This is a genomic window from Streptomyces sp. NPDC051180, from assembly GCF_040689545.1.
Taxonomy (GTDB): Bacteria; Actinomycetota; Actinomycetes; order Streptomycetales; family Streptomycetaceae; genus Streptomyces.
The window spans coordinates 376,007-400,040 of record NZ_JBFBBC010000004.1 but is presented as its reverse complement, the minus strand read 5'-3'; the positions used below and the strand labels follow the sequence as shown (position 1 = coordinate 400,040).

The 24,034-nt window shown below is 74.0% G+C and carries 23 protein-coding genes; 9 read left to right on the top strand and 14 right to left on the bottom strand.

The annotated features are described in order from the left end of the window. Together AB0424_RS10915 and AB0424_RS10910 are read left to right on the top strand one after the other, a co-directional pair. Entirely contained in the window at window positions 1-1,497 is a 1,497-nt protein-coding gene (locus AB0424_RS10915; RefSeq protein WP_366303993.1) for a tripartite tricarboxylate transporter permease, read from the top strand. 122 nt (window positions 1,498-1,619) lie between these two features. Beyond that, a complete protein-coding gene (locus AB0424_RS10910) occupies window positions 1,620-2,042 on the top strand; it encodes a DUF6299 family protein (protein WP_366303991.1) in 423 nt (140 codons plus the stop codon). A gap of 33 nt (window positions 2,043-2,075) precedes the next feature. Here the strand turns inward: AB0424_RS10910 and AB0424_RS10905 are convergent, their stop codons facing one another. Continuing rightward, window positions 2,076-2,564 (bottom strand): DUF402 domain-containing protein, encoded by a 489-nt coding sequence (locus AB0424_RS10905; protein WP_366303989.1) that lies wholly within the window; start codon window positions 2,562-2,564, stop codon window positions 2,076-2,078. After that, the gene (locus AB0424_RS10900; protein WP_366303987.1) at window positions 2,545-3,468 is read right to left on the bottom strand and encodes a GNAT family N-acetyltransferase; all 924 of its coding nucleotides are present in this window, start codon (window positions 3,466-3,468) and stop codon (window positions 2,545-2,547) included. Before AB0424_RS10900 ends, AB0424_RS10905 begins: the two co-directional genes overlap by 20 nt. Window positions 3,469-3,541: 73 nt before the next feature. Here AB0424_RS10900 and AB0424_RS10895 point away from each other — a divergent pair, with 73 nt between their 5' ends. Further along, window positions 3,542-3,937 (top strand): GntR family transcriptional regulator, encoded by a 396-nt coding sequence (locus AB0424_RS10895; RefSeq protein ID WP_366303985.1) that lies wholly within the window; start codon window positions 3,542-3,544, stop codon window positions 3,935-3,937. Here the strand turns inward: AB0424_RS10895 and AB0424_RS10890 are convergent. From AB0424_RS10890 to AB0424_RS10875, 4 genes are all read right to left on the bottom strand, one after another. Then, entirely contained in the window at window positions 3,928-5,046 is a 1,119-nt protein-coding gene (locus AB0424_RS10890; protein WP_366303983.1) for a DUF5925 domain-containing protein, read from the bottom strand. The genes AB0424_RS10895 and AB0424_RS10890 overlap by 10 nt on opposite strands. Window positions 5,047-5,206: 160 nt before the next feature. Next, entirely contained in the window at window positions 5,207-5,971 is a 765-nt protein-coding gene (locus AB0424_RS10885; RefSeq protein WP_366304156.1) for a polysaccharide deacetylase family protein, read from the bottom strand. Window positions 5,972-6,066: 95 nt separating this feature from the next. Continuing rightward, on the bottom strand, window positions 6,067-7,161 hold the full coding sequence (locus tag AB0424_RS10880; RefSeq protein WP_366303981.1) for a glycosyltransferase family 2 protein: 1,095 nt from the start codon (window positions 7,159-7,161) through the stop codon (window positions 6,067-6,069). After that, the gene (locus tag AB0424_RS10875) at window positions 7,158-7,988 is read right to left on the bottom strand and encodes a glycosyltransferase family 2 protein (protein WP_366303980.1); all 831 of its coding nucleotides are present in this window, start codon (window positions 7,986-7,988) and stop codon (window positions 7,158-7,160) included. Before AB0424_RS10875 ends, AB0424_RS10880 begins: the two co-directional genes overlap by 4 nt. Window positions 7,989-8,621: 633 nt before the next feature. On the opposite strand from AB0424_RS10875, the gene AB0424_RS10870 reads away from it, so the two are divergent. Then, on the top strand, window positions 8,622-9,428 hold the full coding sequence (locus AB0424_RS10870) for an SGNH/GDSL hydrolase family protein (RefSeq protein WP_366303978.1): 807 nt from the start codon (window positions 8,622-8,624) through the stop codon (window positions 9,426-9,428). Here AB0424_RS10870 and AB0424_RS10865 read toward each other — a convergent pair. Further along, window positions 9,412-10,449 carry a serine/threonine-protein kinase gene (locus AB0424_RS10865; protein ID WP_366303976.1) on the bottom strand — a complete coding sequence of 346 codons (1,038 nt, stop codon included), beginning with the start codon at window positions 10,447-10,449 and terminating at the stop codon, window positions 9,412-9,414. The two genes, AB0424_RS10870 and AB0424_RS10865, sit on opposite strands and share 17 nt — an antisense overlap. 312 nt (window positions 10,450-10,761) lie before the next feature. Here AB0424_RS10865 and AB0424_RS10860 point away from each other — a divergent pair, with 312 nt between their 5' ends. Then, a complete protein-coding gene (locus AB0424_RS10860; protein WP_366303974.1) occupies window positions 10,762-11,034 on the top strand; it encodes a hypothetical protein in 273 nt (90 codons plus the stop codon). A 283-nt stretch (window positions 11,035-11,317) separates the two neighbouring features. Here AB0424_RS10860 and AB0424_RS10855 read toward each other — a convergent pair whose 3' ends face one another. From AB0424_RS10855 to AB0424_RS10845, 3 genes are all read right to left on the bottom strand, one after another. Next, entirely contained in the window at window positions 11,318-12,514 is a 1,197-nt protein-coding gene (locus AB0424_RS10855; RefSeq protein WP_366303972.1) for a CaiB/BaiF CoA-transferase family protein, read from the bottom strand. A gap of 65 nt (window positions 12,515-12,579) precedes the next feature. Then, a complete protein-coding gene (locus AB0424_RS10850; RefSeq protein ID WP_366303970.1) occupies window positions 12,580-13,359 on the bottom strand; it encodes an ABC transporter permease in 780 nt (259 codons plus the stop codon). Then, window positions 13,356-14,294, bottom strand: a complete 939-nt coding sequence (locus tag AB0424_RS10845; RefSeq protein WP_366303968.1) for an ATP-binding cassette domain-containing protein — start codon at window positions 14,292-14,294, stop codon at window positions 13,356-13,358. The genes AB0424_RS10850 and AB0424_RS10845 overlap by 4 nt, the downstream gene beginning before the upstream one ends. Window positions 14,295-14,357: 63 nt before the next feature. On the opposite strand from AB0424_RS10845, the gene AB0424_RS10840 reads away from it, so the two are divergent. Next, a complete protein-coding gene (locus AB0424_RS10840) occupies window positions 14,358-15,080 on the top strand; it encodes a TetR/AcrR family transcriptional regulator (protein WP_366303966.1) in 723 nt (240 codons plus the stop codon). Between the two features lie 7 nt (window positions 15,081-15,087). On the opposite strand, the gene AB0424_RS10835 is transcribed toward AB0424_RS10840, so the two are convergent. From AB0424_RS10835 to hmgA, 4 genes are all read right to left on the bottom strand, one after another. After that, window positions 15,088-16,320: a type ISP restriction/modification enzyme gene (locus AB0424_RS10835; protein WP_366303965.1), complete on the bottom strand. Its 1,233-nt coding sequence runs from the start codon at window positions 16,318-16,320 to the stop codon at window positions 15,088-15,090. A gap of 63 nt (window positions 16,321-16,383) precedes the next feature. Beyond that, on the bottom strand, window positions 16,384-17,370 hold the full coding sequence (locus tag AB0424_RS10830) for a hypothetical protein (protein ID WP_366303963.1): 987 nt from the start codon (window positions 17,368-17,370) through the stop codon (window positions 16,384-16,386). A gap of 119 nt (window positions 17,371-17,489) precedes the next feature. Further along, a complete protein-coding gene (locus tag AB0424_RS10825; protein ID WP_366303962.1) occupies window positions 17,490-18,239 on the bottom strand; it encodes a GntR family transcriptional regulator in 750 nt (249 codons plus the stop codon). Between the two features lie 40 nt (window positions 18,240-18,279). Then, entirely contained in the window at window positions 18,280-19,593 is a 1,314-nt protein-coding gene (gene hmgA, locus AB0424_RS10820) for a homogentisate 1,2-dioxygenase (protein WP_366303961.1), read from the bottom strand. A 247-nt stretch (window positions 19,594-19,840) separates the two neighbouring features. Here hmgA and AB0424_RS10815 point away from each other — a divergent pair, with 247 nt between their 5' ends. From AB0424_RS10815 to AB0424_RS10805, 3 genes are read left to right on the top strand one after another with little or no spacing between them, the layout of a single operon-like run. Next, complete coding sequence (locus AB0424_RS10815) at window positions 19,841-21,913, top strand: right-handed parallel beta-helix repeat-containing protein (protein ID WP_366303960.1); 2,073 nt, start codon at window positions 19,841-19,843, stop codon at window positions 21,911-21,913. After that, entirely contained in the window at window positions 21,910-22,710 is an 801-nt protein-coding gene (locus tag AB0424_RS10810) for a hypothetical protein (RefSeq protein ID WP_366303958.1), read from the top strand. The genes AB0424_RS10815 and AB0424_RS10810 overlap by 4 nt, the downstream gene beginning before the upstream one ends. Beyond that, the gene (locus tag AB0424_RS10805) at window positions 22,707-24,011 is read left to right on the top strand and encodes a hypothetical protein (protein WP_366303957.1); all 1,305 of its coding nucleotides are present in this window, start codon (window positions 22,707-22,709) and stop codon (window positions 24,009-24,011) included. The genes AB0424_RS10810 and AB0424_RS10805 overlap by 4 nt, the downstream gene beginning before the upstream one ends. Window positions 24,012-24,034: the final 23 nt, after the last annotated feature.

The window sequence follows — 24,034 nt, the reverse complement described above, 5'->3', positions numbered from 1 at the left end:
GTGGATTCCCTCACCTCCCTGATCGACGGCTTCGGGACCGCGCTCACCCCGATGAACCTGCTGTGGGCCGCGATCGGCGTCCTCCTCGGCACCGCCATCGGCGTCCTGCCCGGCATCGGCCCCGCGATGGCCGTCGCCCTGCTCCTGCCGGTGACGTACGGCCTCGAACCGACCGGCGCCTTCATCATGTTCGCCGGCATCTACTACGGCGCCATGTTCGGCGGCTCCACCACCTCGATCCTGCTGAACACCCCGGGCGAGAGCGCCGCCGTGGTGGCCGCCATCGAGGGCAATCCGATGGCGAAGGCGGGGCGGGGCGCGCAGGCGCTCGCCGCGGCGGCCGTCGGCCACTTCGCCGGCGGCATGATCGGCACGATCCTGCTCGTCGTCCTGGCCCCGACGGTCGCCGCGCTCGCCGTCGACATCGGCGCCCCCGACTACCTGGCGCTGATGGTCCTCGCCTTCATCGCGGTGACCTCGGTCCTCGGCTCGTCCCGCATCCGCGGTCTCGCCTCGCTCCTGATCGGTCTGACGATCGGTCTGGTCGGCCTCGACCAGATGACCGGGCAGCAGCGCCTCACCTTCGGTTCGCTCCAGCTCGCCGACGGCGTCGACGTCGTCATCGTCGCGGTCGGCCTCTTCGCCATCGGCGAGGCCCTGTGGGTCGCCGCGCACCTGCGCCGCACGGCGGGGGAGGCCATTCCGGTCGGCCGCCCCTGGCTGGGCCGGGACGACGTGCGGAGGACCTGGAAGTCCTGGCTGCGCGGCCCCCTGATCGGCTTCCCGTTCGGCGCGATCCCGGCCGGCGGCGCCGAGATCCCGACCTTCCTGTCGTACGTGACGGAGAAGCGGCTCTCGAAGCACGGGGAGCAGTTCGGCAAGGGCGCCATCGAGGGCGTCGCCGGGCCCGAGTCGGCGGCCTCGGCCTCGGCGGCCGGGACGCTCGTCTCGATGCTCACCCTGGGCCTGCCGACGACGGCCGTCGCCGCGGTGATGCTGGCCGCGTTCCAGCAGTACGGCATCCAGCCCGGACCGCTGCTCTTCGAGCGGGAGCCGGAGCTGGTCTGGGGTCTGATCGCCTCGCTGTTCGTCGGCATGGTGCTGCTGCTGGCGCTCAACCTGCCGCTCGCGCCCGTCTGGGCCAGGCTGCTGCGCATCCCGCGCCCGTACCTGTACGCGGGGATCCTCTTCTTCGCCGCCGTCGGCGCGTACGCGGTGGGCGGCGAGGCCCTCGACCTGGTCATCCTGCTCGTCATCGGGCTGATCGGCCTGGGGATGCGGCGCTACGGCCTGCCGGTGCTGCCGGCGGTCATCGGCGTGATCCTGGGGCCGGCCGCGGAACAGCAGCTGCGCCGCGCCCTCCAGATCAGCGACGGTTCCCTGACGGGACTGGTGAACACGCCGTTCTCGGTCACGGTGTACGCGGTCGTCGCGATCCTGCTGGCCTGGCCGCTGCTGAAGCGGGCGACCGGTCGGCGCACCCCGCTCCGACCGTAGGACCGTATGCGCGCGGAGCAATCCAACTCGCCGCCGATGGGGTGAGTTTCGGACAGTCGGCGGCCTGATCCGGTATCCCTGGCGGGCAGCACCATCCCCCCACACCGAAAGGACCACGCATCATGCGCGTCCGCCTCGTCCTCGCCGCCGGCCTGCTCGCCGCCGTGACCGCCGCCACGGCCCCCCTCGCGCACGCGACGGAGGTCGACGGCCTGACCGTCGACGGCTTCGGCGTCGTCGCCTCCGACAGCAAGGTGACCCTCTCCGGCACCTACCGCTGCCTCGACGACAGCGCCGGCCCCGTCTTCGTCGGCTCCACCCTCCTCCAGGGAGGCCGGAGCGCCGGGATCGGCGGCACCCGGGCCGTCTGCGACGGCCGCGTCCACACCTGGGTCAACGACGCCGTCGTGAAGGACGCCGCCTACCAGCCGGGCGCGGCCCGTGTCCGGGCCACGCTCATGCAGCTGACCACCGGCGAGACGGGACTGCCGACGCCCGGCTTCCTCGCCACCCGGGAGTCCGACGTCGCCCTGTACGAGGGCTGAGCCCGGACACCCCCCGAGGGGGTGTCCGGCCGGTCATGCCGGCCGGCGGAGCAGGTCGACCAGGCCCTCGCGGCCGAGGACTTCGAGTTCGTCGAGGGCCACGACCGCGCGGGCCGCGGCCTCGGGGTCGGAGGAGGCGAGGCCGCCGGCCGCGAACTCGTCCTCGTCCAGCCGCAGCACCTCGCTGCCGTCCGCCGACACCCACAGGTCGAGGTCGAGGTCCTCGACCACCACCCCGGAGCGGTCGATCACGGCGGGCCGGGTGATGTCGCAGTACCAGCCCTTGAGGGCGCCGTCGGCGGACCACACCTCCTTGACCGTGTACCAGCGGTCGCTCCAGTAGTGCTCCACGAAGACGTCGCCCGGCTCGAACCGCACGAAGCCGAAGTCCCGGACCCCTTCGGCCGCCCACGGGGCGCGCACCGAGAGCCGCGCGCCCCCTTCGCTGAGGACCTCGGCCGGGTAGCGGATCTTCGTGCGTCCGGCCTTCGTGAGGGTCACCTCAACCGATCGTCCGGACATGCCGTACCTCCGTCGCAGCGATCTCGTAGCCGAACCACTCGTTGATCGCCAGCATCGGGCCGTTGCCCGCGTCGTTCCCCGTGAACGCCTCCGTGCAGCCCGCGGCGCGGGCCCGGTGCAGGGACGTGTTCTTGGCGAGCTTGGCCAGTCCGCGGCCGCGGAAGGCGGGGGAGGTCCCCGTCATGCCGGAGGAGTACCGGCCGAGCCCGTCCGTCTGGGCCGCGCTGAACGCCGCGGGGACCCCGTCCACCACCACGACCGTCGTCAGCGCCCGGTCGAGATGGGGGTGCTCCCAGGTGGTCTCCCGCCAGTGCTCGAAGTCGGCGAGCTCGGCCCCGACGTCGCCCGGCTCGTCCGCCGTCGTCACGGCGTCCAGCTCGAACAGCGGCCGGGGGTCGTCCGCGAAGTCCTGCGCGGTGAGCACCTCGACACCGGCCGGCGGGTCCTGGAGCGGCGGCAGCTCGGCCGTCTTCAGGTCGAGGCGGAGGAAGTGCGCGGACCGGCTCGGCGCGTAGCCGCGGCGCTCGGCCCAGCCGCGGTTCCCCGGCGCGTCGAGGACCCAGCTGTACACGGTGTGCGCGCCCCGCTCGGCGAGGTACTCCTCGGCGGTGCGCAGCAGCAGGGACCCGGCGCCGAGGCCCAGGCGGGCCGGGTCCACGTACACGTTCGCGTAGCCGATGCCGGGCTCGGGGGCTTCGTGGGCGATCCCCACCTGCGCGGTCCCGACGATCCCGTCGTCCTCGGTCACGGCGACGAGCGGGCGGTAGTGGCTCTCCGGATGGGCGTGCGCCCAGTCGAAGCGCAGCTGCTCGGCCGTCGCGAGCATGAAGGGGAGAGCGGACCGGCGGACCCGGGCGAATCCGGCGGCGTCCTCGGGCGTCACATCACGGACGATCACAGTCATGTGGCCGCACGCTACGGGGGCGGAGACGCAGCCGCCTCCCATTTTCCGGCGGGGTGGGGGCAGAATCGGCGGGGTGACACTCACCATCGCCGTGGACCACGAATCCACCACCGCTCCGTACGAACAGCTGCGTGCCCAGATCTCGGAGCGGGCCCGGTCGGGCAGACTTCCGGTCGGCTACAAGCTGCCGACGGTGCGCGGGCTCGCGGAACAGCTGGGCCTCGCCGCGAACACGGTCGCGAAGGCGTACAAGGCACTGGAGGCGGACGGGGTCATCGAGACCCGCGGCCGCCACGGCACCTTCGTCGCGGCCGCCGGCGACGCCGCCACCCGCAAGGCCGCCACCGCCGCCGCCCAGTACGCCGAGGAGACCCGCCGCCTCGGACTCAGCCGCGAGGCCGCGGAGGCGGCGATGAGCGAGGCGCTGCGCGCGGCGTACGACAGCCCGCCGGACGCGCCCTACAAGTAGAGGCCCGCCCCCGCGTTGCGGGGCTCCGGGAGTTCCGCCGGGGGCGTGCCGCGGCGCAGCGCGAACAGCTCCGCCAGCGTCGCGCCCTCGCGCGGCACGTCCTCCTCGCGGCCGAGCCACGCCACCGACTCCGCCCGGGTCAGCGGCCCGACCTCGATACGGGCCAGGCAGCGGCCCGGACGGACGACGGCCGGGTGGAGCCGCTCCAGGTCCTCGTTGGTGGTGACGCCGACCAGGACGTTGCGCCCCTGCCCGAGGAGACCGTCCGTCAGGTTGAGCAGCCGGGAGAGGGCCTGCCCCGCGGTGTGCTTCGCCTCGCCGCGGATCAGCTCGTCGCAGTCCTCCAGGAGCAGCAGCCGCCAGCGTCCCTTCGCCGTGCCCTCGTCCTCACCGATCGCGATGTCCATCAGATAGCCGACGTCGTTGAAGAGCCGCTCCGGATCGAGCACGCAGTCCACCTGGCACCAGTCCCGCCAGGACCGGGCCAGGGTCCGCAGCGCCGACGTCTTGCCCGTGCCCGGCGGACCGTGCAGCAGCAGGAGCCGGCCGGCGATGGAGTCGGGCGTCACCTTCATGAGGCGGTCCATCGACTCGGCCACCGGCGCGGAGTAGTTCGGCCGGACCTCGTCCCACGTCCCGGCGCTGATCTGCCGGGTGGTCCGGTGCGGGCCGCGCCGGGGCGACACGTACCAGAACCCCATCGTCACGTTCTCGGGCTGCGGCTCCGGCTCGTCCTTCGCGCCGTCGGTGGCCTCCTTGAGGATCCGCTCCGCCAGCTCGGCGTCGGCGGCCGTCACGGTGACGTCGGCGCCCCGGTTCCAGCGGGAGACCAGCAGCGTCCAGCCCTCGCCCTCGGCGAGCAGCGCGCTGCGGTCGTCGTCCTTCGCGGCGCGCAGCACCCGCGCGCCCGCGGGGAGGAGCGTTGCCTCCGCCTTGACCCGGTCCACGGTCGTGCTGTGCGAGTGGGGCTGCTCGCCGGTCGCGAAGCGGCCGAGGAACAGCGCGTCGACGACGTCCGACGGCGAGTCGCTGTCGTCGAGGTTGAGGCGGATCGGGAGCGACCGCTGCGGCTCGGACGGTTCCGGTGGAGTGTCAGCCATGGCGCCCATGATCCGGCAACCGGGCATTGCGCGCACCGTGTTTTGAACGGGACGATCTCCCGCCCGCCGACACGGCGGTACGCCGGATCCGGGGCGGACCCGGCGCCGCGACCCGTGACCTCGGCGTCGGGCCCGGCGGCCCGGGGCGACGGCCCCGGCGCGCCCGGCGTCAGATCCAGTGGCCCCGCAGCGCGCCCCGGGCGCGCCGCACCAGCGCGTACCCCTTCGTCATCACCCGGTCGGCGGCGAAGTTCCGGGCGATGGCCCGTCCTTCCACGAGCCGGGTGAACTCCTCGATCCCGGTGGACCTGCGCACGGTCACCCGCTCCAGGGCGTACGGCCCCTGGCAGCGGCAGGCCAGCGCGTTGCCGACGGCGAGCGCCTGCGCGAAGCCGGCCTCGCGGACGGCACGGCGGACCCGACGGCTGGAGTACCCGTAGGGATAGGCGAACGAGGCCGGGGCGGTGCCGAGTTCCTCGCCGACGATCTCGTGACAGCGCAGCGCCTCGAAGCGCAGCCGCCGTGCGTCGAGCTGGTCGAGCTGCGGATGGGTGTGGCTGTGGCCGCCGATCTCCGTCCCCGCGTCGGCGAGTTCGCGCACCTGCGTCCAGTCCAGCATGGTGTCGAGCGCGCCGCCCGTGTCGTGCCTGCCCCGCAGCCAGCCCGTGGAGACGAAGACGGTGCTCGCGAAGGCGTACCGGGCGAGCACGGGCAGGGCGTGCCGGTGCACCCCCTCGTAGCCGTCGTCGAAGGTGACGAGGAGCGGCCGGGCGGGGAGCGCGCCGCCGGTGCGCCAGGCCGCCGCGAGTGCCGCGGTGGTCAGCGGTGTGAACCCGCGCTCGGCCACCACCTCCATCTGCGCCGCGAAGGCCCCGGGGGTGACCGAGAGCCCCAGGGTGGCGGGCGCCGGGTCCCGGGCGACGGCGTGGTACATGAGGATGGGCACGGGCACGCGCGCGGCCTCCGCGCCGAGTCCGGCGCCGTCGGGGGCGGCTCCGCCGCACGTGGCTCCGCAGGGTCCGGCGGTGGTCACGACGCCGCCCCCTCGGCCGTGCGGCCGTCGAGCACGGTGTCCTCGTGCCCCGCCGTCCGGTCCGTCCGGCCGCCGGCGGCCGGAGGGATCGCGGCGCGTTCGATCGGCCCCCACGCGAACGTGGTGCCGCCGCGCCGTGCCCGCAGCCGGCCCAGCGCGTAGCCGCCGGCCGCGAGGGTGACTCCGGTGACGATGGCGCCGGCGCGCCCGGCGCCGCCGGAGCGCCCGCGGAGCGCGTCGCGCACGCCGCGGAGCACGCCGGCGGGCAGGACCCGGGTGGTGTAGCGGCGTTCGGACTCCAGGCCCTTCTGCGCGCCGACGCTCACCGCGACCAGGGCCTTGGAGAGCCCCTCGGCGTAGACCCGGGTGCGGAAGTAGTCGAACCGCTCGCGGGCGGTGGGCACCTTGTGGTGGATGACCGCGCGATCGTCGATGAGCAGGATCGCGCCCGGGAGCGCCGTGGAGAGCCGGATGCAGAGCTCGGTCTCCTCGCAGCCGAGGGGCCGCCGGTCGCCGTCGCGCCCGATGCCGGTGGCGAAGCCGCCCGCCGCGTCGAAGGCCGTACGGCGGAAGGAGGCGTTGCCGCCGAGGACGTTGCGCACCGGGACGCGGCCCGGGGGCAGGCCGCGGTAGGTGCAGCCGACGACCCAGTCGAACTCCTCCGGGAACCAGGCGGGCCGGCGGCCGGAGGCCCAGGCGGGCAGGGTGCGGCCGCCGACCGCCATCACGCGGGGGTCGTCGTAGGCGGCGGCGAAGTGGTGCAGCCAGTCCCGCTCGGCGACGGCGTCGTCGTCGAGGAAGGCGACGAAATCGCCGCGGGCGGCGGCGATCCCGGTGTTGCGGCCGGCGGAGAGGCCGCGGGGGCCCGCGTTGGCGAGCACCCGCACCTCTCCCCGGAGCCGCGCGTCCGCGTACTCCTCGGTGAGCCGGGAGAGCAGCCGCTCGTTGTGGTCGACCACGAGGAGCGTCTCCCGCGCCGGCAGCGACTGGTTCCGGACGGAGTCGACGGCCGCGAGGATGTCCTCCCAGCGGTCCTCCGTGTAGACGCAGATCACCACCGAGAAGTCGGGCGGGGACGTGCGGTCGTTCAAGACGTCTCTCCCCGCGGGACGTTGACGGAGAAGGGGGCGGGCCGGCGGCGGGCCGCCTTGGCGACGGCCTTCTCCTTCAGGATGACCTTCAGGACCCGGATGCCGTCGCGCACGGCGTTGAGGTTGCTGACGCCGTGGATGCGGTTGTACTCGTGGCTCGGCACCTCCTGCACCTTGAGACCGGCCTTGACGACCCGGATGTTGATGAGGGTCTCTATCTCGAACCCCGTGCAGTCCAGGGTGATCTTGTCGAGGCAGTGGCGCCAGAAGGCGTTGTACCCGTAGCAGAGGTCGGTGTACCGGGCGCCGAACTTGCGGTTGACCAGCGTGCAGAGCGCCCAGTTGCCGAGGCGTCGGATGGTCGTCATGTCGTCGGTGCCGCCGCCGTTGGCGAAACGGGATCCCTTGGCGAAATCGGCGCCCCCGACGAGGGCGGAGACGTAGGAGACGATCTCCTGGCCGTCCGCCGAGCCGTCCGCGTCGACCATGACGATGATGTCGCCGGTGCATGCGGCGAAACCGCTGATCAGCGCGTCGCCCTTGCCCTTGCCGACCTGCTTCACGACCTTGACGTCCGGGCGGAGTTCACGGGCGACGTCGACCGTGTCGTCGGAAGAGTTTCCGTCGACGAGGACGACTTCGTGGATCCATTCCGGCAGGGTCTTGAAGACGTACGGAAGATTTTCCGCCTCGTTCATCGCGGGAATGACGACGCTCACCGGCGGAGTGATCGCCAGATGCGAGGTGATGGCCCGGTATTGGGCGGCTATTCGACTCGGCTCGGTCGTTTCGTGGCCCGTGGTGGATGGCCGCAGGACTGAGCTCATGGGTCTGTTTTCCCTCTCGTCCGGTGGGCCGCCCACCCCTTGGGCGGCCCGGTGATGTGTCCGGTTCGAAAGGGGGGTTCCCGCCCGCCCGCACGGAATCGATCCCTTCACGGGACCAGCGAGTTGGCATGACTGGCCGCGCGGTACCCGCGACTCGGCGCACCTTCGAACACCGAGCACGGCACCCCCCTACCGCGCCCCGCGCCGACTCCGTCGCGAGGCAGGGGCCCTCCCCAGGGCAGCCTTGCGGGCGGATGGTGCGGGTGAGATGGATGACGGTATTGATGAAGGGGACTGTATGGCAAGTCCCGGCTCCCTGACCCCGCTTTCCGTAGTTCGGTGGCGCTTTGAGGGTTGGATCTGCAAGCTTCCTGATCGGATTCGATCAATCGCCCCGCAAGAAGGGAACGCCGAGGTGGGGCGGTACTCCTGTGCATTGTTGTGCGAATGTGTCGCGGTCTCGATCGACCTTAAAGCGGGAGCGGAAGTTCCGGTTCCTCGATTGGCTTGAAATCGACCGACACTGACGGAGGATCGGGGCCCGTTCGCCTCCAGTTTTGACATGAACACTTCCGGCGCGGCGGATCCGATGCTACTACCTGGTAGCGCAGAGATCCTGCTACAGGAGGTCCCATGAGACTGTCCAGATTCACCGCGCTCTCGTCCTCGCTCCTGCTCGGTGCCGTCCTCGCCCTCACCGGGGCGAGCGCCGCACAGGCCGCCGAAACCGCGGCCCTCGACTACGTGGCGCTGGGCGACTCGTACTCCTCCGGCGTCGGCGCCGGCAGTTACGACAGCGCCAGCGGCGACTGCAAGCGCTCCACGAAGGCGTACCCGGTGCTGTGGAAGAACGCGAACGCCCCCTCTTCGTTCGCCTTCACCGCCTGCTCGGGCGCCCGAACGGGTGATGTGACCGCCAATCAGCTCGGACCCCTCTCGGCCGCCACCGACCTGGTGTCGATCACGATCGGGGGAAATGACGCCGGTTTCGCCGACGTCATGACGACCTGTGTGCTGCAGTCCGAGGCGACCTGCATCAGCCGGGTGAATCAGGCCAAGAGCTATGTCGACACCACACTCCCGGGCAAGCTCGACTCCGTCTACAACGCCATCAGGGGCAAGGCGCCCTCCGCCCGCGTCGTCGTTCTCGGCTACCCGCGCTTCTACCAGCTGAACGGCAGCTGCATCGCCGGCCTCAGCGAGGGGGAGCGCTCCGCCATCAACGGCGCCTCCGACTACCTCAACGCCGCCGTCGCCAAGCGCGCGGCCGACCACGGCTTCGCCTTCGCCAGTGTCGTCCCGCCCTTCACCGGCCACGAGATCTGTTCCGGCTCCGCCTGGCTGCACAGCCTCAACTGGCTCAACATCGGCGAGTCCTACCACCCGACCGCCGCCGGCCAGTCGGGCGGCTACCTGCCGTCCTTCAGGAACGCGGCGTAGCCGGAACCCCGCCCGCGCCCGTGGCGCCGGGTCCGGCCGGGGCGGTGCTCGACACCCCGCCCGGAGCGGGCCCGGCCCCCGGCCCGTCGTCCCGCACCGCGTGATAGGTCAGCGCCCCCGCGATCAGCAGCGCCCCGACGACCCCGGCCACCAGGACGGGGACCCGGCGGGGCGCACCCGCGCCGGCCCGGCGCGGCCGACGGTCGGAGCCGCCCTTCGCGTCCTCCGCCGGTACGGCTCCGGCCCCGCGTCCCGGACCGTCCCCCGGGGCGTCGCCGGGGGAACCGCCCGCACCCGTGGGCGCGTTGCCGCTCTCCGCGCCTGCGCGGGGCTCCGTCCGTCCGGCCAGGCGCCGCAGCTCCCCCTCGACGCGCTCGGCCGTGGCAGGGGCATCCCGACCGTCGTCCAGCAGTCCGTCGACGATGGCGCCCAGGGGACCGCTCCGGCCTCCCGCCGCCGCCGTGTCGAGCAGGGCGCCGAGGGAGCGCAGGTCGTCGGCGGGGCCCGCGGGCCGGCCCGGGGCGGGGCCGGAGAGGTCGGGGGAGCCGGCATCGGTGCCGAACCCCGTGACGACGACGCGTCCGTCGTTCCCCAGCAGAACGTGGTCCGGGGTCACGCCGCGGTGGCCGACCCCCGCCTCCCGGGCCGCCCGCAGCGCGCCGAGGACCTCGGCGCCGACGCGTGCGGCCTCGCGCGGGGGGAGGGGGCCGCCCGCGTCGAGGGTCTCGGCGAGCGTGAGGCCGCGGACCAGCTCCATGACGACCCAGGGGCGGCCGTCGTCGGTGGCGACGCCGTGGACCTTCACGACCGCCGGATGGGAGAGCCGCGCGGCGGCGCGGGCCTCGCGCTCGCGGCGGGCGTACAGGAGGGGGACGTCGTCGGTGGGGACGCCCTCCGGGACCCGGAGCTCCTTGAGGGCCACCTCGTGGCGGTCCGTCTCGTCCAGGGCGCGCCAGACGGCGCCCGTCGCCCCCTCGGCCAGGACGTCCAGAAGCCGGTAACGACCCGCGATCACCGTCATGGCTCCACGGTAGCCCGAGGGCTGCCGTCCTGCCCCCGGTCGGTCGGCGGGAGGGGTGTCGCGATCTTGGTGTCGGAGATCACACCGGCCTCCGTGTCCGCGCGGGGGTGCCCGGAGTGCAGGATGGTTCGTGACGGTTCGGCAGCTGTTCGAGTGCTGTCCAACTCGCCCTGGAATCAGATGGATTCGCACGGTGACCGTCAACCCCCGTACGGGTGCGGTGAATCCCGTCGGCGGGATACACGCGTGTGACGCTGGGGCGATAGGGTTAACCTGCCCGGGCCGAGTGCCCTTGTACGGGTGGGGAGTGACATGGAACAGATAGCAATGCGCAGCAGGCCGCGAGTGCCTGCCATCACCTGCGGGAGCAGCGCGACGAGTTCGCGCCTCGACCGCCATCTCGCGGTGCTCGGCGGCCCTGCCGTGCCCCAGCGCGAGGTGGCCGAGGCGACGCTGCTGATGCGGGAACTGACGTCGCGTACGCGTGAGCCGGCGGTGCACAGCCACCGCAGCCGCAGCGCGCGGGTCTCGCTCTTCGCACCGCTCCGCCGACTGCGCCGCTCGCTCTTCGGCGCGCGCCACTAGCTCGTCCCCGGGCCTCCGGCAAGGCCCGGACCACGACTCCGCCGGACGTGTCCCCGCCCGTCCGGCGTTCAGTCGTGTCCGGAGCAGGCGCACGACGCGCCCGCCGGGCGCGGCCCTCACCCGGCTCGCGCCTGCCCCGGCCGCCTCCATGCCTCTGCCGCCCGAACGGGCCGCATCCGCCCGGCCGCCCCGGCCGTGGCCGCCCGTGCGGGCCTCGCCCGACCTCTCCCTCGTACGGGCCGCGCCGGACTCCCCGCCCGTGCGGCCCGCCTCCGGGTCGGCGTCAGGCGATGACCCCGCTGCCGCGCAGCTCCTTGAGCTCCGCCTCCGTCACGCCGAGTTCGGCGAGGACGGCGTCCGTGTCCTGGCCGTGGGCCGGGATGCGTCCCATGCGCGGTTCCGCGGCGTCCGGGAAGACGATCGGCGGCAGCAGCGAGCGCAGGGGGCCGACGGGGGACTCCACGTCCCGCCAGCGGTCACGGGACGCGAGCTGCGGGTGTTCGGCGAGCTCCGCGACCGAGTTGAGCCGGGCGCAGGCGATCCCCGCCGCGTCGAGCCGTGCGAGCGCCTCGGTGGTCGTCAGGGGGGCCAGCGCCTCCGCCACGGCGGCGTCCGTCGCCGCGCGTCCGGCGACCCGCGCCGTGTTGGTGGCGAAGGCCGGGTCGTCGGCGAGACCGGGCCGGCCGAGGACCTGCCCGGCGAGCCGCCGCCACTCGCGGTCGTTCTGGACGGAGAGCAGCACCAGGCCCCCGTCAGCGGTCGGATAGGCGTCGTAGGGGGCGATGACCGCGTGCGCGAGCCCCGTTCGCGCCGGGGCGGCGCTTCCGTGCGCCCCGTGATGCAGGGGGTGCCCCATCCACTCGGCCAGCGAGTCGAGCAGGGAGACCTCCACCGGACCGCCCCGGCCGGTCGTGCCGCGCCGGACGAGGGCGGCGAGGACGCCGGAGAAGGCGTACATGCCGGCGGCGATGTCGGCGGCGGGGATACCGGACTTGACCGGCTGCTCCGGGGTGCCGGTGACCGACACCAGCCCGGCCTCGCACTGGACGAGCATGTCGTACGCCCGCCGGTGCGCGTACGGTCCCGTCGCCCCGTACCCCGAGACGTCCACGGCGATCAGTGCGGGGTGGGCGGCGCAGAGGGCGGCGGCGTCGAGACCGAGGCGGGCCGCCGCCCCCTGGGCGAGGTTCTGCACGAACACGTCGGCGCCGGCCACCAGCCGCCGGACCAGGGCGAGGCCCCTCGGATCCTTGAGGTCGACGGCCACGGACTCCTTGCCGCGGTTGCACCACACGAAGTGGGAGGCGAGGCCGCGGGCCGCCGTGTCGTAACCCCGTGCGAAGTCGCCGCCGTCGGGGCGCTCGATCTTGACGACGCGCGCGCCGAGGTCGGCGAGCTGCCGGGTGGCGAAGGGGGCGGCGACGGCCTGCTCGACGGCGACGACCGTGATCCCGTCGAGGGGGAGTGGCTGAGTGCTCATGGAAGCCCTGCCTACCCTGCCCGGCCGCCCCTGTCACCCGGGCGTACGTCACCCCGGGCCGGGGGTCAGCCGCGCGCGTGGCGGCGGATCGCGAGCGGGGCGCACAGGGCGATCAGGCCGAGCGACCAGAGGAGCGCGCCGGCGACCGGATGGGCCACCGGCCAGGCGGCGCCGGAGGGGACGGGGGCGTTGCCGAAGAGGAACCGCACGGCCGTGGTGACCGCCGAGATCGGGTTCCACTCGGCGAGCGTGCGCAGCCAGTCCGGCATGCCGTCGGTCGGGATGTAGGCGTTGGACAGCAGCGGGAGCATGAACGTGGCGCTGCCGAGCTGCCCCGCCGCCTCCTCGCTCTTCGAGGCCAGGCCGAGCAGGATGCCGACCCAGGTCGTCGCGAGGCGGAAGAGCAGCAGCAGGCCGAAGGCGCTCACCGCTCCCGCCGCCGTGCCCTCGATCCGCCAGCCCATGGCGAGTCCGACGAGGATCAGCGGGACGGTGCCGACGGCGCTGGTCACGAGGTCGGCGAGGGCCTGTCCGAGGGGGGCGGCCGCGCGGCTCACCGGCAGGGTCCTGAAGCGGTCCATGACCCCCCGGTGGGCGTCCTGGGCCGCCTGGAACATGCCGGTCATGAGGCCGCCGGCGGCCGTCGCCACGAGCAGGCCCGGCACCAGGTGGGAGCGGTACTCGGCGCCGGGCATGGCGAGCGCGCTGCCGAAGACGTAGCCGAAGAAGAGCAGGAACACGATCGGCATCGTCTGGGTCATGACGGTGATCGCGGGCGCGTGCCGGACGCGCCGGAGGTGGCGGCCGAGGACGGCGGTGCCGTCGTGGACGAGGGCGGTGCTCACGCGGCGAGCTCCTTGCGTGCGGTGAGGCGGAGGAAGACCTCGTCGAGGGTGGGCGCGCGCAGCGAGGCGTCGACGACGAGGACGCCGGCCGCGTCGACCTCGCGGACGAGCCGCGGGAGGGTGAGCGTGGGGTCCGTCGTCACGGCGCCGACCGTGCGGCGCTCGGGGTCCAGGACCGGGGCGGAGCCGGTCAGCCGGTCGAGGACGGCGGCGGCCGCCCCGAGGGATCCGGGGGCGGCGACGACGACCTCGGCGTACGCGCCGACGAGCGCCTTGAGTGCGGCGGGTGTGCCGCGCTCGGCGACGCGGCCCTCGTCGACGAGGACGATGTCGTCGGCGAGCCGGTCGGCCTCCTCCAGGTACTGCGTGGTGAGGAGAACGGTCGTGCCCTGGGAGGCCAGTTCCCGGACGACGTCCCAGATGCCGTTGCGGCTGCGGGGGTCGAGGCCGGTCGTGGGCTCGTCGAGGAAGAGCACCCGCGGGGTCACGAGGAGGCTCGCGGCCAGGTCGAGCCGGCGCCGCATGCCGCCGGAGTAGGTGCGGGCGGGCCGTCCGGCCGCGGCCGCCAGGCCGAACCGCTCCAGGAGCTCGTCGGCGCGGGAGCGGGGCGCGCGCAGGAGCCGGGCGAAGAGCCGGAGGTTCTCGGCGCCGGTGAGGTCGCCGTCGACGGAGGTGTGCTGCCCGGTGACCGCGATCCGCCTCCGCACACCGGCCGGGTCACGCACCAGGTCGTGGCCGGCGACCCGGGCGCTTCCGGCGTCGGGCGGGACGAGGGTGGTCAGCACGCGGACGGCGGTGGTCTTGCCGGCGCCGTTGGGTCCAAGGAGGCCGCAGACCGAGCCCTCGGGGACGGCGAGGTCGAGGCCGCGGAGGGCGTGGACGTCGCCGTAGCGCTTCCGCAGACCTTCACTAAGTACAGCGTACGTAGTAGTCATGGCGCGACCCTACCCCACTACGTACGCCGTACGTAACTACGATGGAGGGCGAGGTGATGATCCATGGCGGGCCGAGCGGCCGAACCGGAAGTGATCTGGGCGCGCCCCGAGCGCGCGGGCCGGGGCCCCAGGCCGGCGTACAGCCGGCGGGACATCGTGGACGCCGCCGTCCGGATCGCCGACGCCGACGGCATCGACGCGGTCTCCATGCGCCGCGTCGCCGCCGAACTCGGCTGCGGCACCATGTCGCTCTACAACTACGTCCCCCGCAAGGAGGACCTGTACGAGCTGATGGTCGACGCGGTCAGCGGGGAGTACGAGCTCCCCGAGGAGCCCAGCGGCGACTGGCGCGCCGACATGACCGGGATCGCCCACCAGAGCCGCGCGATCATGTACCGGCACCCGTGGCTGCCCCGGGTGATGACCACCGCCTACGGCTTCAGCCCCAACGCCCTGCGCTTCCTGGAGTGGTGCCTGGGCTGCCTCGTGCCCCTGGACGTGCCCTCCGGGCTCAAGATGCAGCTCATCGCCATGGTCAACGGCACGGTCATGGCGACCGTCGCCAACGAGCAGGCCATCGCGGAGCGGGCCCGCGGCCTGCCCTGGTCCGAGGCGGAGGAGCAGGCGGTGCGCGGCGCCTACCTCATGGGTCAGGTGGCGAGCGGACGGTACCCGCACCTCGCCGCACTGCTGACCGAGGCGCCCGCGGCCCCCGTCGACCCCGACGAGATCTTCGCCCTGACCATCGGCCGCCTCCTGGACTCCTTCGCCCCCGCCGGCGCCTGAGAGGTGCTCAGACCAGCGTGAACTGACCTCCCGGGCCCTCCTCCGGGTGATCCAGGACGGAGGCGGGGCGGCGGGCCCGGCCCGGCGGCGGAAGCACCCCGGCCGCCCGCAGCTCGGCCCCGGCCCGCGGGCCCGCGGCCTCCGCGGTGAACGCCGCACGCTCCGCCTCCCGCGCGCCGACCAGCGCGAGCACGGTGATCAGGTCGAGCAGCTCCGAGGTCCACTCCTTCGGCCACTCCGCGGGACCGATCGCCTCCAGGGAGCCCGGCTCCGCCGGCGCGGTCCGGTGCGCGAACCACTGTTCGAGGACCCGCACCCCGCCGACCCGGAACTCCCACGCCTCCACCGGCACGGGGGAGATCCGGCCGTCGCCCAGGCAGAGCGCCTCGTCCCCGGCCTCGTACGTCATCTCCGCCGGCCGTGCGGGCACCGCGGACCGGACGTAGGGGCGGCGGCCGCCCGGCAGCCGCGGCTTCGTCCCGCTGAGGGCGCCGCGCGTCTGCACGTCCACCAGCTCGCGGCCCAGCGCCACGCCCGCCGCCCACACCTCCGGGTCCCGGGGCAGCGGCACCCGGCAGCCGGCGGGCGAGGGGACGGCCGCCGCCACGGTCCACGCCAGCCACGCGCGGGCGTCGACGCCGTGCCCGTACCGCCGGCCGAGGAAGTCGAGCAGCCCGGGGGCGAGGTTGGGTTCGTGGCCCCCGGGGCGGCGGAACAGCGGGCGGATGCGGCCGGGCCGGCCGGCGGGGGAGCGGCCCTCCGGCAGCGCGGCCGTCACCAGGAGCGCGGGACCGGCCGCCCCCGGCACGTACCCCTGCTCGACGGCGAAGAGCTGCGGCTCCCCGACGACCCGCCACAGCTCCGGGCGGGCGGTGTCGATCAGCCGGTGGTCGGGCAGCAGCCACTGCTCGTCGAACGGCCCCGGCGCCACCCGCACCGGCGCCGGGCACGGTCCGGACTCGCGGGCGAACCGCACGGTCCCGGTCCGCTGCCCGGGGAGCGCGGCCACCGAGCTGCCCGGGGTCCGCGCCCGGCTCGGCCGGAACAGCGCCTCCCGCTCGGCCCCCTCGGCGGCCGTCAGCCGGTCCCAGCGCGCCCGCAGCGTCCGGGCGTCCGGTGCCACGATCCAGCCGCGCCCGAACCGCAGCGGCGCGACGGACCAGGGCATGAGCTCGTCGAGGAGGGGCGGCTCGTCATCGGCGCGGGGGGCCGTCCGGGGGGCTTCCGTCACGCCCCGCATGCTAACGAGCGCCGTCCGTACGGGGCCAGTGTCGGCCTCGCCGGGGCGGACCCGTCGGCGGCGTCACCGGTGGTCGCGCGGGGGTTTCCGCCGGGCCGCCGGTTCGAGCGGAGCGAGGTCCGCCAGGAGGCGGCGGTACGCCTCGGGGTCCCGCTCGAAGTCCGCCCCGGCCGCGAGGGCGGCCCGGTCGCCGTCCTGACCCCGGAGCAGGTCGACCGAGGTCTGCGTGAACCGCTCCCGCAGGCCGTGACGTTCGGCGTCGGCCAGCAGCCGGCGCAGCTCGGCGACTGCGGCCGCGGCGTCGGCGCGGGCCGCCGGTCCGGCCCGGAGTCCGTCGCGCAGCCCCGCGGCGGGGGCGGCCTTCTCCAGCAGCGGGCGCAGCCGGTCAGCGAGCTCCCGGGCGTTCGCCGCCGCCGCGTGCGCCTCCGGTCCGGCCTCCCGCAGCACCCACAGGGCGCGGGCCAGCTCGGGGTCGGGTGCCGTGCCGAGCTCCCCCCGCCGCCCGGCGTCCCGCACGGCGTCCACCGCCCGCGCGTAGTCCTCGGAAGTCCGGCCGGCGGCCTCGGCCAGCCGGATCGCGTGGCGCACGAGCCGCGCCTCCACGCCGAGGACCCGGGGGAGGGCTCGCAGGTTTCCGCCGGCCAGTCCCGTCACGATGAGGAGGACCCCCACCACCAGGAGGGCGTCCGAGGTGGAGAGGTCCTCCTCGGGGTCGGCTTCGACGTCGTCCAGGTCCCCCCGGTCGGGCCCCTCCGTGAACATGAACCCGGACGCCCAGCCGTAGCCCCGGGCGTCTCCGTAGTGCGGCGCCTTGAGAAGGTCGCTCCGGCCGGCGTCGCAGTGGTACGGCCCCTCACGCGTCTTCCCCGCGTACGGGTCGCTCCACCGGACGCGGCAGGAGCCGTCGGCCTTCTCGTGGACCACCGCCAGGTCGATCTGACGCGACGCGGGCGGCTCCGTGTCCGCCTCGATCGCGTACAGCCCGACCGAACACGCGAAGAGTGTGAAACCGGCCGTCAGAACCCAGCGGAAGAAAGGTACGTGCCTCATGTGGTCATCCCCCCGCCGTCAGCCTGACAGGGTGCGGACCGGAGGGCGAGAGGGCGGTTCCGGCAGCGTGTCGCCGCGGTTCCTGCCCGGGACCGGCAGGAAGCGCGGCCCCGCGGGCGTCAGTGGGCCTCGACCGTGACCGTGAAGGAGAAGCGGTCGCCGCGGTAGCGGATGCGGGCCACGTCGACGACCCGGCCGTCCTCGTCGTAGGTCACGCCGGTGTAGTGGAGGATCGGCGAGAGGAGGGGGACCTGGAGCAGGCCCGCCGTCTCCGGATCGGCGAGGCGTGCCTCGACGGTGTCCGTGATGCGGCTGATCCGCACCCCGACCACGTCCCGCAGCACCTTCGTCATCGGCCAGCGCTCCAGGTCGGCCGGATCGACGGCGGCCGCGAGCTCGGGGAGCACGGCGTTCTCCGCCCAGTTGGTGGGCTCGCCGCTCTCCCCGTCCCGGCGCAGCCGGCGGTAGGCCACCACCTGCGGCACGTCCGGGAAGTACTCGGCGAGCTCGCCCGGCACCGGTTCGGGGCCGTGCCCGAGGACCGTCGTCCGCTCGCCCGACTGCTGGGCCACGATCGCGTCGATCGAGCCCAGCAGCCGGCGCGGGGTGGACCGCCGGGCACCGGGCTCGATGAACGTGCCGCGCCGCCGGTGCCGGCTGATCAGCCCCTCCTCCTCCAGCTCCTTGAGGGCCTGGCGCATGGTCAGCACGCTCACGCCGTAGTGGGTGGCGAGCTGCTCCTCGGTGGGCAGCCGCAGCGAGGCGTCGGGCGTGCGGCCCAGTATCGAGGCGCGCAGCGACTGCGAGACCTGATACCAGAGCGGCAGCTTGCGGTTCAGGACCAGCGAGTCGGGTGCGAAGGCGGTCACGGGTTCTCCGTACGAAGGCTACGGGCTTACGGCCGAGACACTACGGCCGGAAGTGGCGCTCCAGACCCTGCCATACGTCGTCGTATCCCTTCTGCAGGTGGTCGGCGTCCGCGGCCTGCGGGGTCGCGGTCATCGGCCAGCGGGTCTCGAACATGAAGGCAAGGCCGTCGTCGATCTTCTGCGGCTTCAGCTCGGCGGCGCTGGCCTTGTCGAAGGTCTCCCGGTCGGGGCCGTGCGCGGACATCATGTTGTGCAGGGAGCCGCCGCCCGGCACGAAGCCCTCCGCCTTGGCGTCGTAGGCGCCCTCGATCAGGCCCATGTACTCGCTCATCACGTTGCGGTGGAAGTACGGCGGGCGGAACGTGTCCTCGCCGACCAGCCAGCGCGGGGCGAAGACCACGAAGTCCACGCCCGCGAGCCCCGGGGTGTCGGACGGCGAGGTGAGGACCGTGAAGATCGACGGGTCGGGGTGGTCGTACGAGATCGTCCCGATGACGTTGAACCGGCGCAGGTCGTAGACGTACGGAGTGTGGTTGCCGTGCCAGGCGACGACGTCCAGCGGGGAGTGGCCGTACGTGGCGGACCAGAGGTTGCCGCAGTACTTGTTGACGACCTCGACCGGGCCCTCGACGTCCTCGTACGCGGCGACCGGGGCGCGGAAGTCGCGGGCGTTGGCCAGGCCGTTGGCGCCGATCGGGCCGAGGTCGGGGAGCTGGAAGGGGGCTCCGTGGTTCTCGCAGACGTAGCCGCGGGCCGTCTCGTCGAGGAGCTCGACGCGGAAGCGGACCCCGCGGGGGATCAGCGCGACCTCGCCCGGGTGGGCGGCGAGCAGGCCCAGCTCGGTGCGGAGCAGCAGACCGCCGCGCTCCGGGACGATCAGCAGCTCGCCGTCCGCGTCGCCGAAGACCCGGTCCATGGAGGCGTTGGCGTGGTAGAGGTGCACGGCCATGCCGGTCCGCTGGGCCGCGTCGCCGTTGCCGCCGAGGGTCCACAGGCCGGCCAGCCAGTCGGTGCCGGGGGCCGGGTCGGGCAGCGGGTTCCAGCGCAGCCGGTTGGGGTCGGGCACGGTCTCGGTGAAGGGCGCGCCGCGCAGCGCGCCGTTGTCGATCCGGGCGAACGGCGGATGGGCGGCCGACGGGCGGATCCGGTAGAGCCAGGAGCGCCGGTTGTGGGACCGGGGCTCGGTGAAGGCGCTGCCGCTGAGCTGCTCGGCGTAGAGGCCGAGGGGTGCGCGCTGCGGCGAGTTGCGGCCGTCCGGCAGAGCTCCGGGCACCGCCTCCGAGCTGTGCTCGTTGCCGAAACCGGTGCTGTAGGTGAGCGCCTCGGCCGTCTTTCTGGCCTGCTCCGTGGTCATCGCCCGCTCCTGTCCTGAGCCCACAAGGGAATCCTATGGATGACCGTAGGATTCCGCGCGCCTCCCGTCAACGGGGCGCGGACCTTCGGTGGATCCTCCTCCCGGCGCCCCCCGGGCCGGCCCGGGGGTGTTCGGGTGGCTTCGTCCCCGCCCCTCGCGCGGCCCGACCGCCGGCCGCGGAAGGTCCGCACATAAGTGAGTGCATGAGGGGGTCAGAAAAGATGAACAATGCTCTACTCTCACGCGCATGTCCTGGACCCGAAGACTCGTCCTCGCGCTCACGGTCGTGCTCGCGGCGCTCGCCGCGGCCCTGCTCACCGCACCCGGGGCCCAGGCCCACGAGGAGCGGCCCGTCACCCTGCCCGACGGCACCGGCAGCGTGCCCGCACTCCGCACGGGCGAACCCGACCTCCTCGTCTGTAAAACGGACCGGGCCGACTTCGAACGCCGCATCGCCGCGTTCCCCACCGCCCTCAAGGCCCGCAACCTCGCCCTCCACGACCGCTGCGCACGCTCCGGCTACCGCCACCTCCAGCAGGCCGTCGACGCCGTCGACAAGCCGGGGATGACCATCGCCGTCCTCCCCGGCCTGTACGAGGAGGAGCCCTCCCTGCCGCAGCCCACCGGGGAGTGCGCCACCCTCAAGGCCCCCAAGTCCTCGCTCGGGTACCAGATCCTCAGCTACGAGCAGCAGCGGCGCTGCCCCCACAACCAGAACCTCGTCGCCATCCTCGGCAAGAAGAACCTCCAGATCGAAGGCACCGGAGCCTCCCGCCAGGACGTCGTCATCGACGCCAAGTACCAGAAGCTCAACGCCCTGCGGGCCGACGGCTCCGACGGCATCTACTTCCGCAACTTCACCGCCCAGCGCACCACCTTCAACTCGCTCTACGTGCTCGCCGCCGACGGTTTCGTCATCGACGACGTCCTCACCCGGTGGAACGACGAGTACGGCTTCCTCACCTTCGCCTCCGACCACGGCCTCTACAAGAACTGCGAGTCCTACGGGAACGGCGACTCCGGCATCTACCCCGGCTCGGCCTCGAACATCAACGACGGCTACGGCTACGACGTCCCCCGCTACGCCATCGAGATCACCGGCTGCCGCAGCCACCACAACATGGTCGGCTACTCCGGCACCGCCGGGGACTCCGTCTGGGTCCACGACAACGAGCTCGACCACAACATGGGCGGCGCCTCCATGGACTCCGCCTTCCCCGGCCACCCCGGACTGCCCCAGAACCACGCCCGCTTCGAACGCAACCTGATCCACGACAACAACCAGAACTACTACCCGTACGTCGCCGACGGCACCTGCGCCAAGCCCCCCGTCGACCGCGGCTACGAACAGGGCGTCGTCTGCCCCCAGATCTCCATGCCGCCCGGCACCGGCATCATCACCGCAGGCGGCAACTGGAACCTCTACGAGGACAACTGGGTCTACGGCCACCAGCGCGCCGCCTTCTTCCTCAGCGCCGTCCCCGCCTTCATCCGCGGCGAGTCGGCCTGGGGCAAGCAGACCGACACCTCCCACCACAACCGCTACGCCGCCAACCACCTCGGCGTCGACAAGGCCGGCAACGCCCGCCCCAACCGGACCGAGGTCTGGTGGGACGGCCAGGGCGACGGCAACTGCTGGCAGTCCGACGCCGGCGCCGCCACCCCCACCGCCCTCCCCGCCTGCGGCACCCGCCGCGGCGACGTCTCCGGGAACACCGACCGGCTCGTCGGCGAACCCGTCAAACTCGCCCAGCTCCTCGTCTGCGCCGACTACAACGTCCAGGCGCGCCGCCTCCCGGCCGGCTGCGACTGGTACGGCGCCCGCGGCCTCCAGCGCGTCGAGACCCAACTCGCCCTCGGCAGCGCCCTCGTCCTCGCCCTCGCGGGATGCGCCCTCTGGTGGCGCCGACTGCGCGGCAGCCGGCTCGCCGGGGCCGGCACCCTCCTCGGCCTCGCGGGCCTGACCCTCGACGTGGTCGGCTCGACCCTCGCCCTCACCCCGACCTTCGTCCCCGCCCTCGCGCTGCTCCTCACCGGGGCCTGGTGGACCCTCGTCGGCCTCGCCCTGCGGCCCACCCGCCCCGTCTTCGCCTGGACCACCCTGGCCCTCGGCGCCCTGACCCTCCTCGACGCCTTCGACAAGGCGGTCCTCATGCTCCCGGGCATCCCCGTCAGCCCCGCGTGGTTCCGGCTCCTCCTCGGTGTCGTCTGGGTCCTCTGGGCCGTCATCGCCGCCGGCGCCCGCCCGACCGGGCCCGCCGAGGCCCCCGAACACCCCGCCGACGCCCCGGCCGAGCAGCTCGCGGACGGGCCGGCATGACGCGGCCGCGCGGGGCGACCCCCCTCCTCACCCTCGTCCTGGCCGCCGCGCTGACCCTGACGGGCTGCGGCGGCCGGGCCACCACCCACCACAAGCCCGGCACCACCCACCAGGAGGCGACCGGCGACAGCGGCACCCTGCTGCCGGCCAAGGACGAACGCGGCCACCGGCTCCGCCAGCTCGCGGCGGCCGACGCCCCCACCGTCCGTGCCGAGGCCCGCCCCGACCCCGAGGGCGGCTGGAACGTCCACCTCACCGTGGAGAGGTTCCGCTTCACCCCCGACAGCACCGGCGGCGCGGCCCTCCCGGGCCGCGGCCACGCCCGTCTCCTGGTCGACGGCAGGGAGACCGCCCGCCTCTACGGCCCCTGGGGATACGTGCCGCCCGGCGCCCACACCCTGACCGTCCGGCTCCACGCGGACGACCACACGGTCTGGGCCGTGGGCGGCACCCCCGTCCAGACCACCCTGCGTCTGGACGGCGCCCCCGCCACCGCCGCCACCCCCGCACCGACGAGCCGGCCCCCCGCCACCACCGACCGGACCCTCACCCTCACCATCACCGGAAAGACCGTCACACCACCCCCCTCCCGCGTCGAGTTGACGAAGGGCGAACGCCTCACCCTCCGGGTCACCGCCGATCGGGCCGACACCGTCCACGTGCACGGCTACGACCGCGAACTCGCCCTCTCTCCCGGCGTCCCCGCCACCCTCACCCTCACCGCCGACCGCACCGGTCTCTTCGAGGTCGAGACGCACGAGTCCGGACTCGTGCTGACCCAACTCGTCGTCCGATGACCGTCGTCCCCGCCGCCCCCGCCCACGCCGAGACGCTCGGTCTCCCGCTCGCCCACGGCGTGGGCTCCCGGCACGACCTCCCCCTCTCCCCCTTCTACGCCTACGCGGGCGCCTTCACGGCGCTCCTCGTCTCCTTCCTCGCCCTCGGACTGCTCTGGTCCACCTCCCGCTTCCGCGGCGACCGGGCAGGACGCCCGATCCCCGCCGCCCTCCAGCGGGCGGCCGACGCCCCCGCCACCCGCGGCGCGCTCCGCCTCCTCGGAGGCGCCGCGGCCCTCCTCTTCGTCCTCCACCTCCTCCTCGGCCCCGACGACCCCCGACGCAACCCCGCACCCGGCGCCCTCTACGTCCTCCTCTGGGTCGGCCTGGTCCCCGCCTCCCTCCTCCTCGGCCCCGTCTGGCGCCTCCTCAACCCCCTGCGCGCCGTCCACGTGCTCCGCCCGCCCCGCCACCCCCGCCCGGTGCCCGCCGCACTCGGCATCCGCCCCGCCGCCGCCGGCCTCCTCCTCTTCACCTGGCTCGAACTCGTCGCCCCCGACAACACCTCCCGCACCACCCTCCTCGTCGCCCTCGGCGTCCACACCGCCGTCCAGCTCGCCGGCGCCGCCCGCCACGGCGAGCGCTGGTTCGCCCACGCCGACCCCTTCGAGGTCTACTCCTCCCTCCTCGCCCGCCTCTCGCCGCTCGGCCGCCGCTCCGACGGCCGACTCGTCCTGCGCTCCCCCTTCCACGGCCTCGACTCCACCCCGCAGACCCCCGGTCTCGTCGCCACCGTCTGCGTCCTCCTCGGCTCCACCGCCTACGACGGCCTCTCCGACAACCCCCGCTGGATCACCACCCTCCAGACCTCACCCCTCGGCCCCACCGCCACCGCCACGCTCGGCCTCGCCGCCGCCGTCGCCCTCGCCGCCGCCTGCTACGGACTCTGCGCGGGCGCCCTGCGCCTGATGAGCCGTGACCTCACCACCCCCCTCACCTCCTTCGCCCACTCGCTCCTGCCCATCGCCCTCGGCTATCTCGTCGCGCACTACTTCTCGCTCCTCGTCACCGAAGGGCCACGCACAGTCATGATGGCAGCGGGCACTGACAACGCCCCCGCACCCGCTCCACCGCTGGGTCCCGCCGGCCTCGCGACCCTCCAGGTCGCCGCGATCGTCACCGGCCACGTCCTCGGCGTCGTCGCCGCCCACGACCGCTCGGTCCGCCTCTTCCCGCCCGCCCGGGCGGTCGCCGGCCAACTCCCGCTGTTCGTGCTGATGATCGCCTACACCCTCGGAGGCATCGGACTCCTCATCGCCTGAACCCCGGCTTCGCCCGACCACCG

Coding starts and splice junctions, on each gene's coding strand:
- AB0424_RS10910 (WP_366303991.1), top strand. CDS start 1,620: ATGCGCGTCCGCCTCGTCCTCGCCGCCGGCCTGCTCGCCGCCGTGACC.
- AB0424_RS10905 (WP_366303989.1), bottom strand. CDS start 2,564: ATGTCCGGACGATCGGTTGAGGTGACCCTCACGAAGGCCGGACGCACG.
- AB0424_RS10900 (WP_366303987.1), bottom strand. CDS start 3,468: ATGACTGTGATCGTCCGTGATGTGACGCCCGAGGACGCCGCCGGATTC.
- AB0424_RS10890 (WP_366303983.1), bottom strand. CDS start 5,046: ATGGGCGCCATGGCTGACACTCCACCGGAACCGTCCGAGCCGCAGCGG.
- AB0424_RS10885 (WP_366304156.1), bottom strand. CDS start 5,971: ATGTACCACGCCGTCGCCCGGGACCCGGCGCCCGCCACCCTGGGGCTC.
- AB0424_RS10875 (WP_366303980.1), bottom strand. CDS start 7,988: ATGAGCTCAGTCCTGCGGCCATCCACCACGGGCCACGAAACGACCGAG.
- AB0424_RS10870 (WP_366303978.1), top strand. CDS start 8,622: ATGAGACTGTCCAGATTCACCGCGCTCTCGTCCTCGCTCCTGCTCGGT.
- AB0424_RS10865 (WP_366303976.1), bottom strand. CDS start 10,449: ATGACGGTGATCGCGGGTCGTTACCGGCTTCTGGACGTCCTGGCCGAG.
- AB0424_RS10860 (WP_366303974.1), top strand. CDS start 10,762: ATGGAACAGATAGCAATGCGCAGCAGGCCGCGAGTGCCTGCCATCACC.
- AB0424_RS10855 (WP_366303972.1), bottom strand. CDS start 12,514: ATGAGCACTCAGCCACTCCCCCTCGACGGGATCACGGTCGTCGCCGTC.
- AB0424_RS10845 (WP_366303968.1), bottom strand. CDS start 14,294: ATGACTACTACGTACGCTGTACTTAGTGAAGGTCTGCGGAAGCGCTAC.
- AB0424_RS10840 (WP_366303966.1), top strand. CDS start 14,358: ATGGCGGGCCGAGCGGCCGAACCGGAAGTGATCTGGGCGCGCCCCGAG.
- AB0424_RS10835 (WP_366303965.1), bottom strand. CDS start 16,320: ATGCGGGGCGTGACGGAAGCCCCCCGGACGGCCCCCCGCGCCGATGAC.
- AB0424_RS10830 (WP_366303963.1), bottom strand. CDS start 17,370: ATGAGGCACGTACCTTTCTTCCGCTGGGTTCTGACGGCCGGTTTCACA.
- hmgA (WP_366303961.1), bottom strand. CDS start 19,593: ATGACCACGGAGCAGGCCAGAAAGACGGCCGAGGCGCTCACCTACAGC.
- AB0424_RS10815 (WP_366303960.1), top strand. CDS start 19,841: ATGTCCTGGACCCGAAGACTCGTCCTCGCGCTCACGGTCGTGCTCGCG.
- AB0424_RS10810 (WP_366303958.1), top strand. CDS start 21,910: ATGACGCGGCCGCGCGGGGCGACCCCCCTCCTCACCCTCGTCCTGGCC.
- AB0424_RS10805 (WP_366303957.1), top strand. CDS start 22,707: ATGACCGTCGTCCCCGCCGCCCCCGCCCACGCCGAGACGCTCGGTCTC.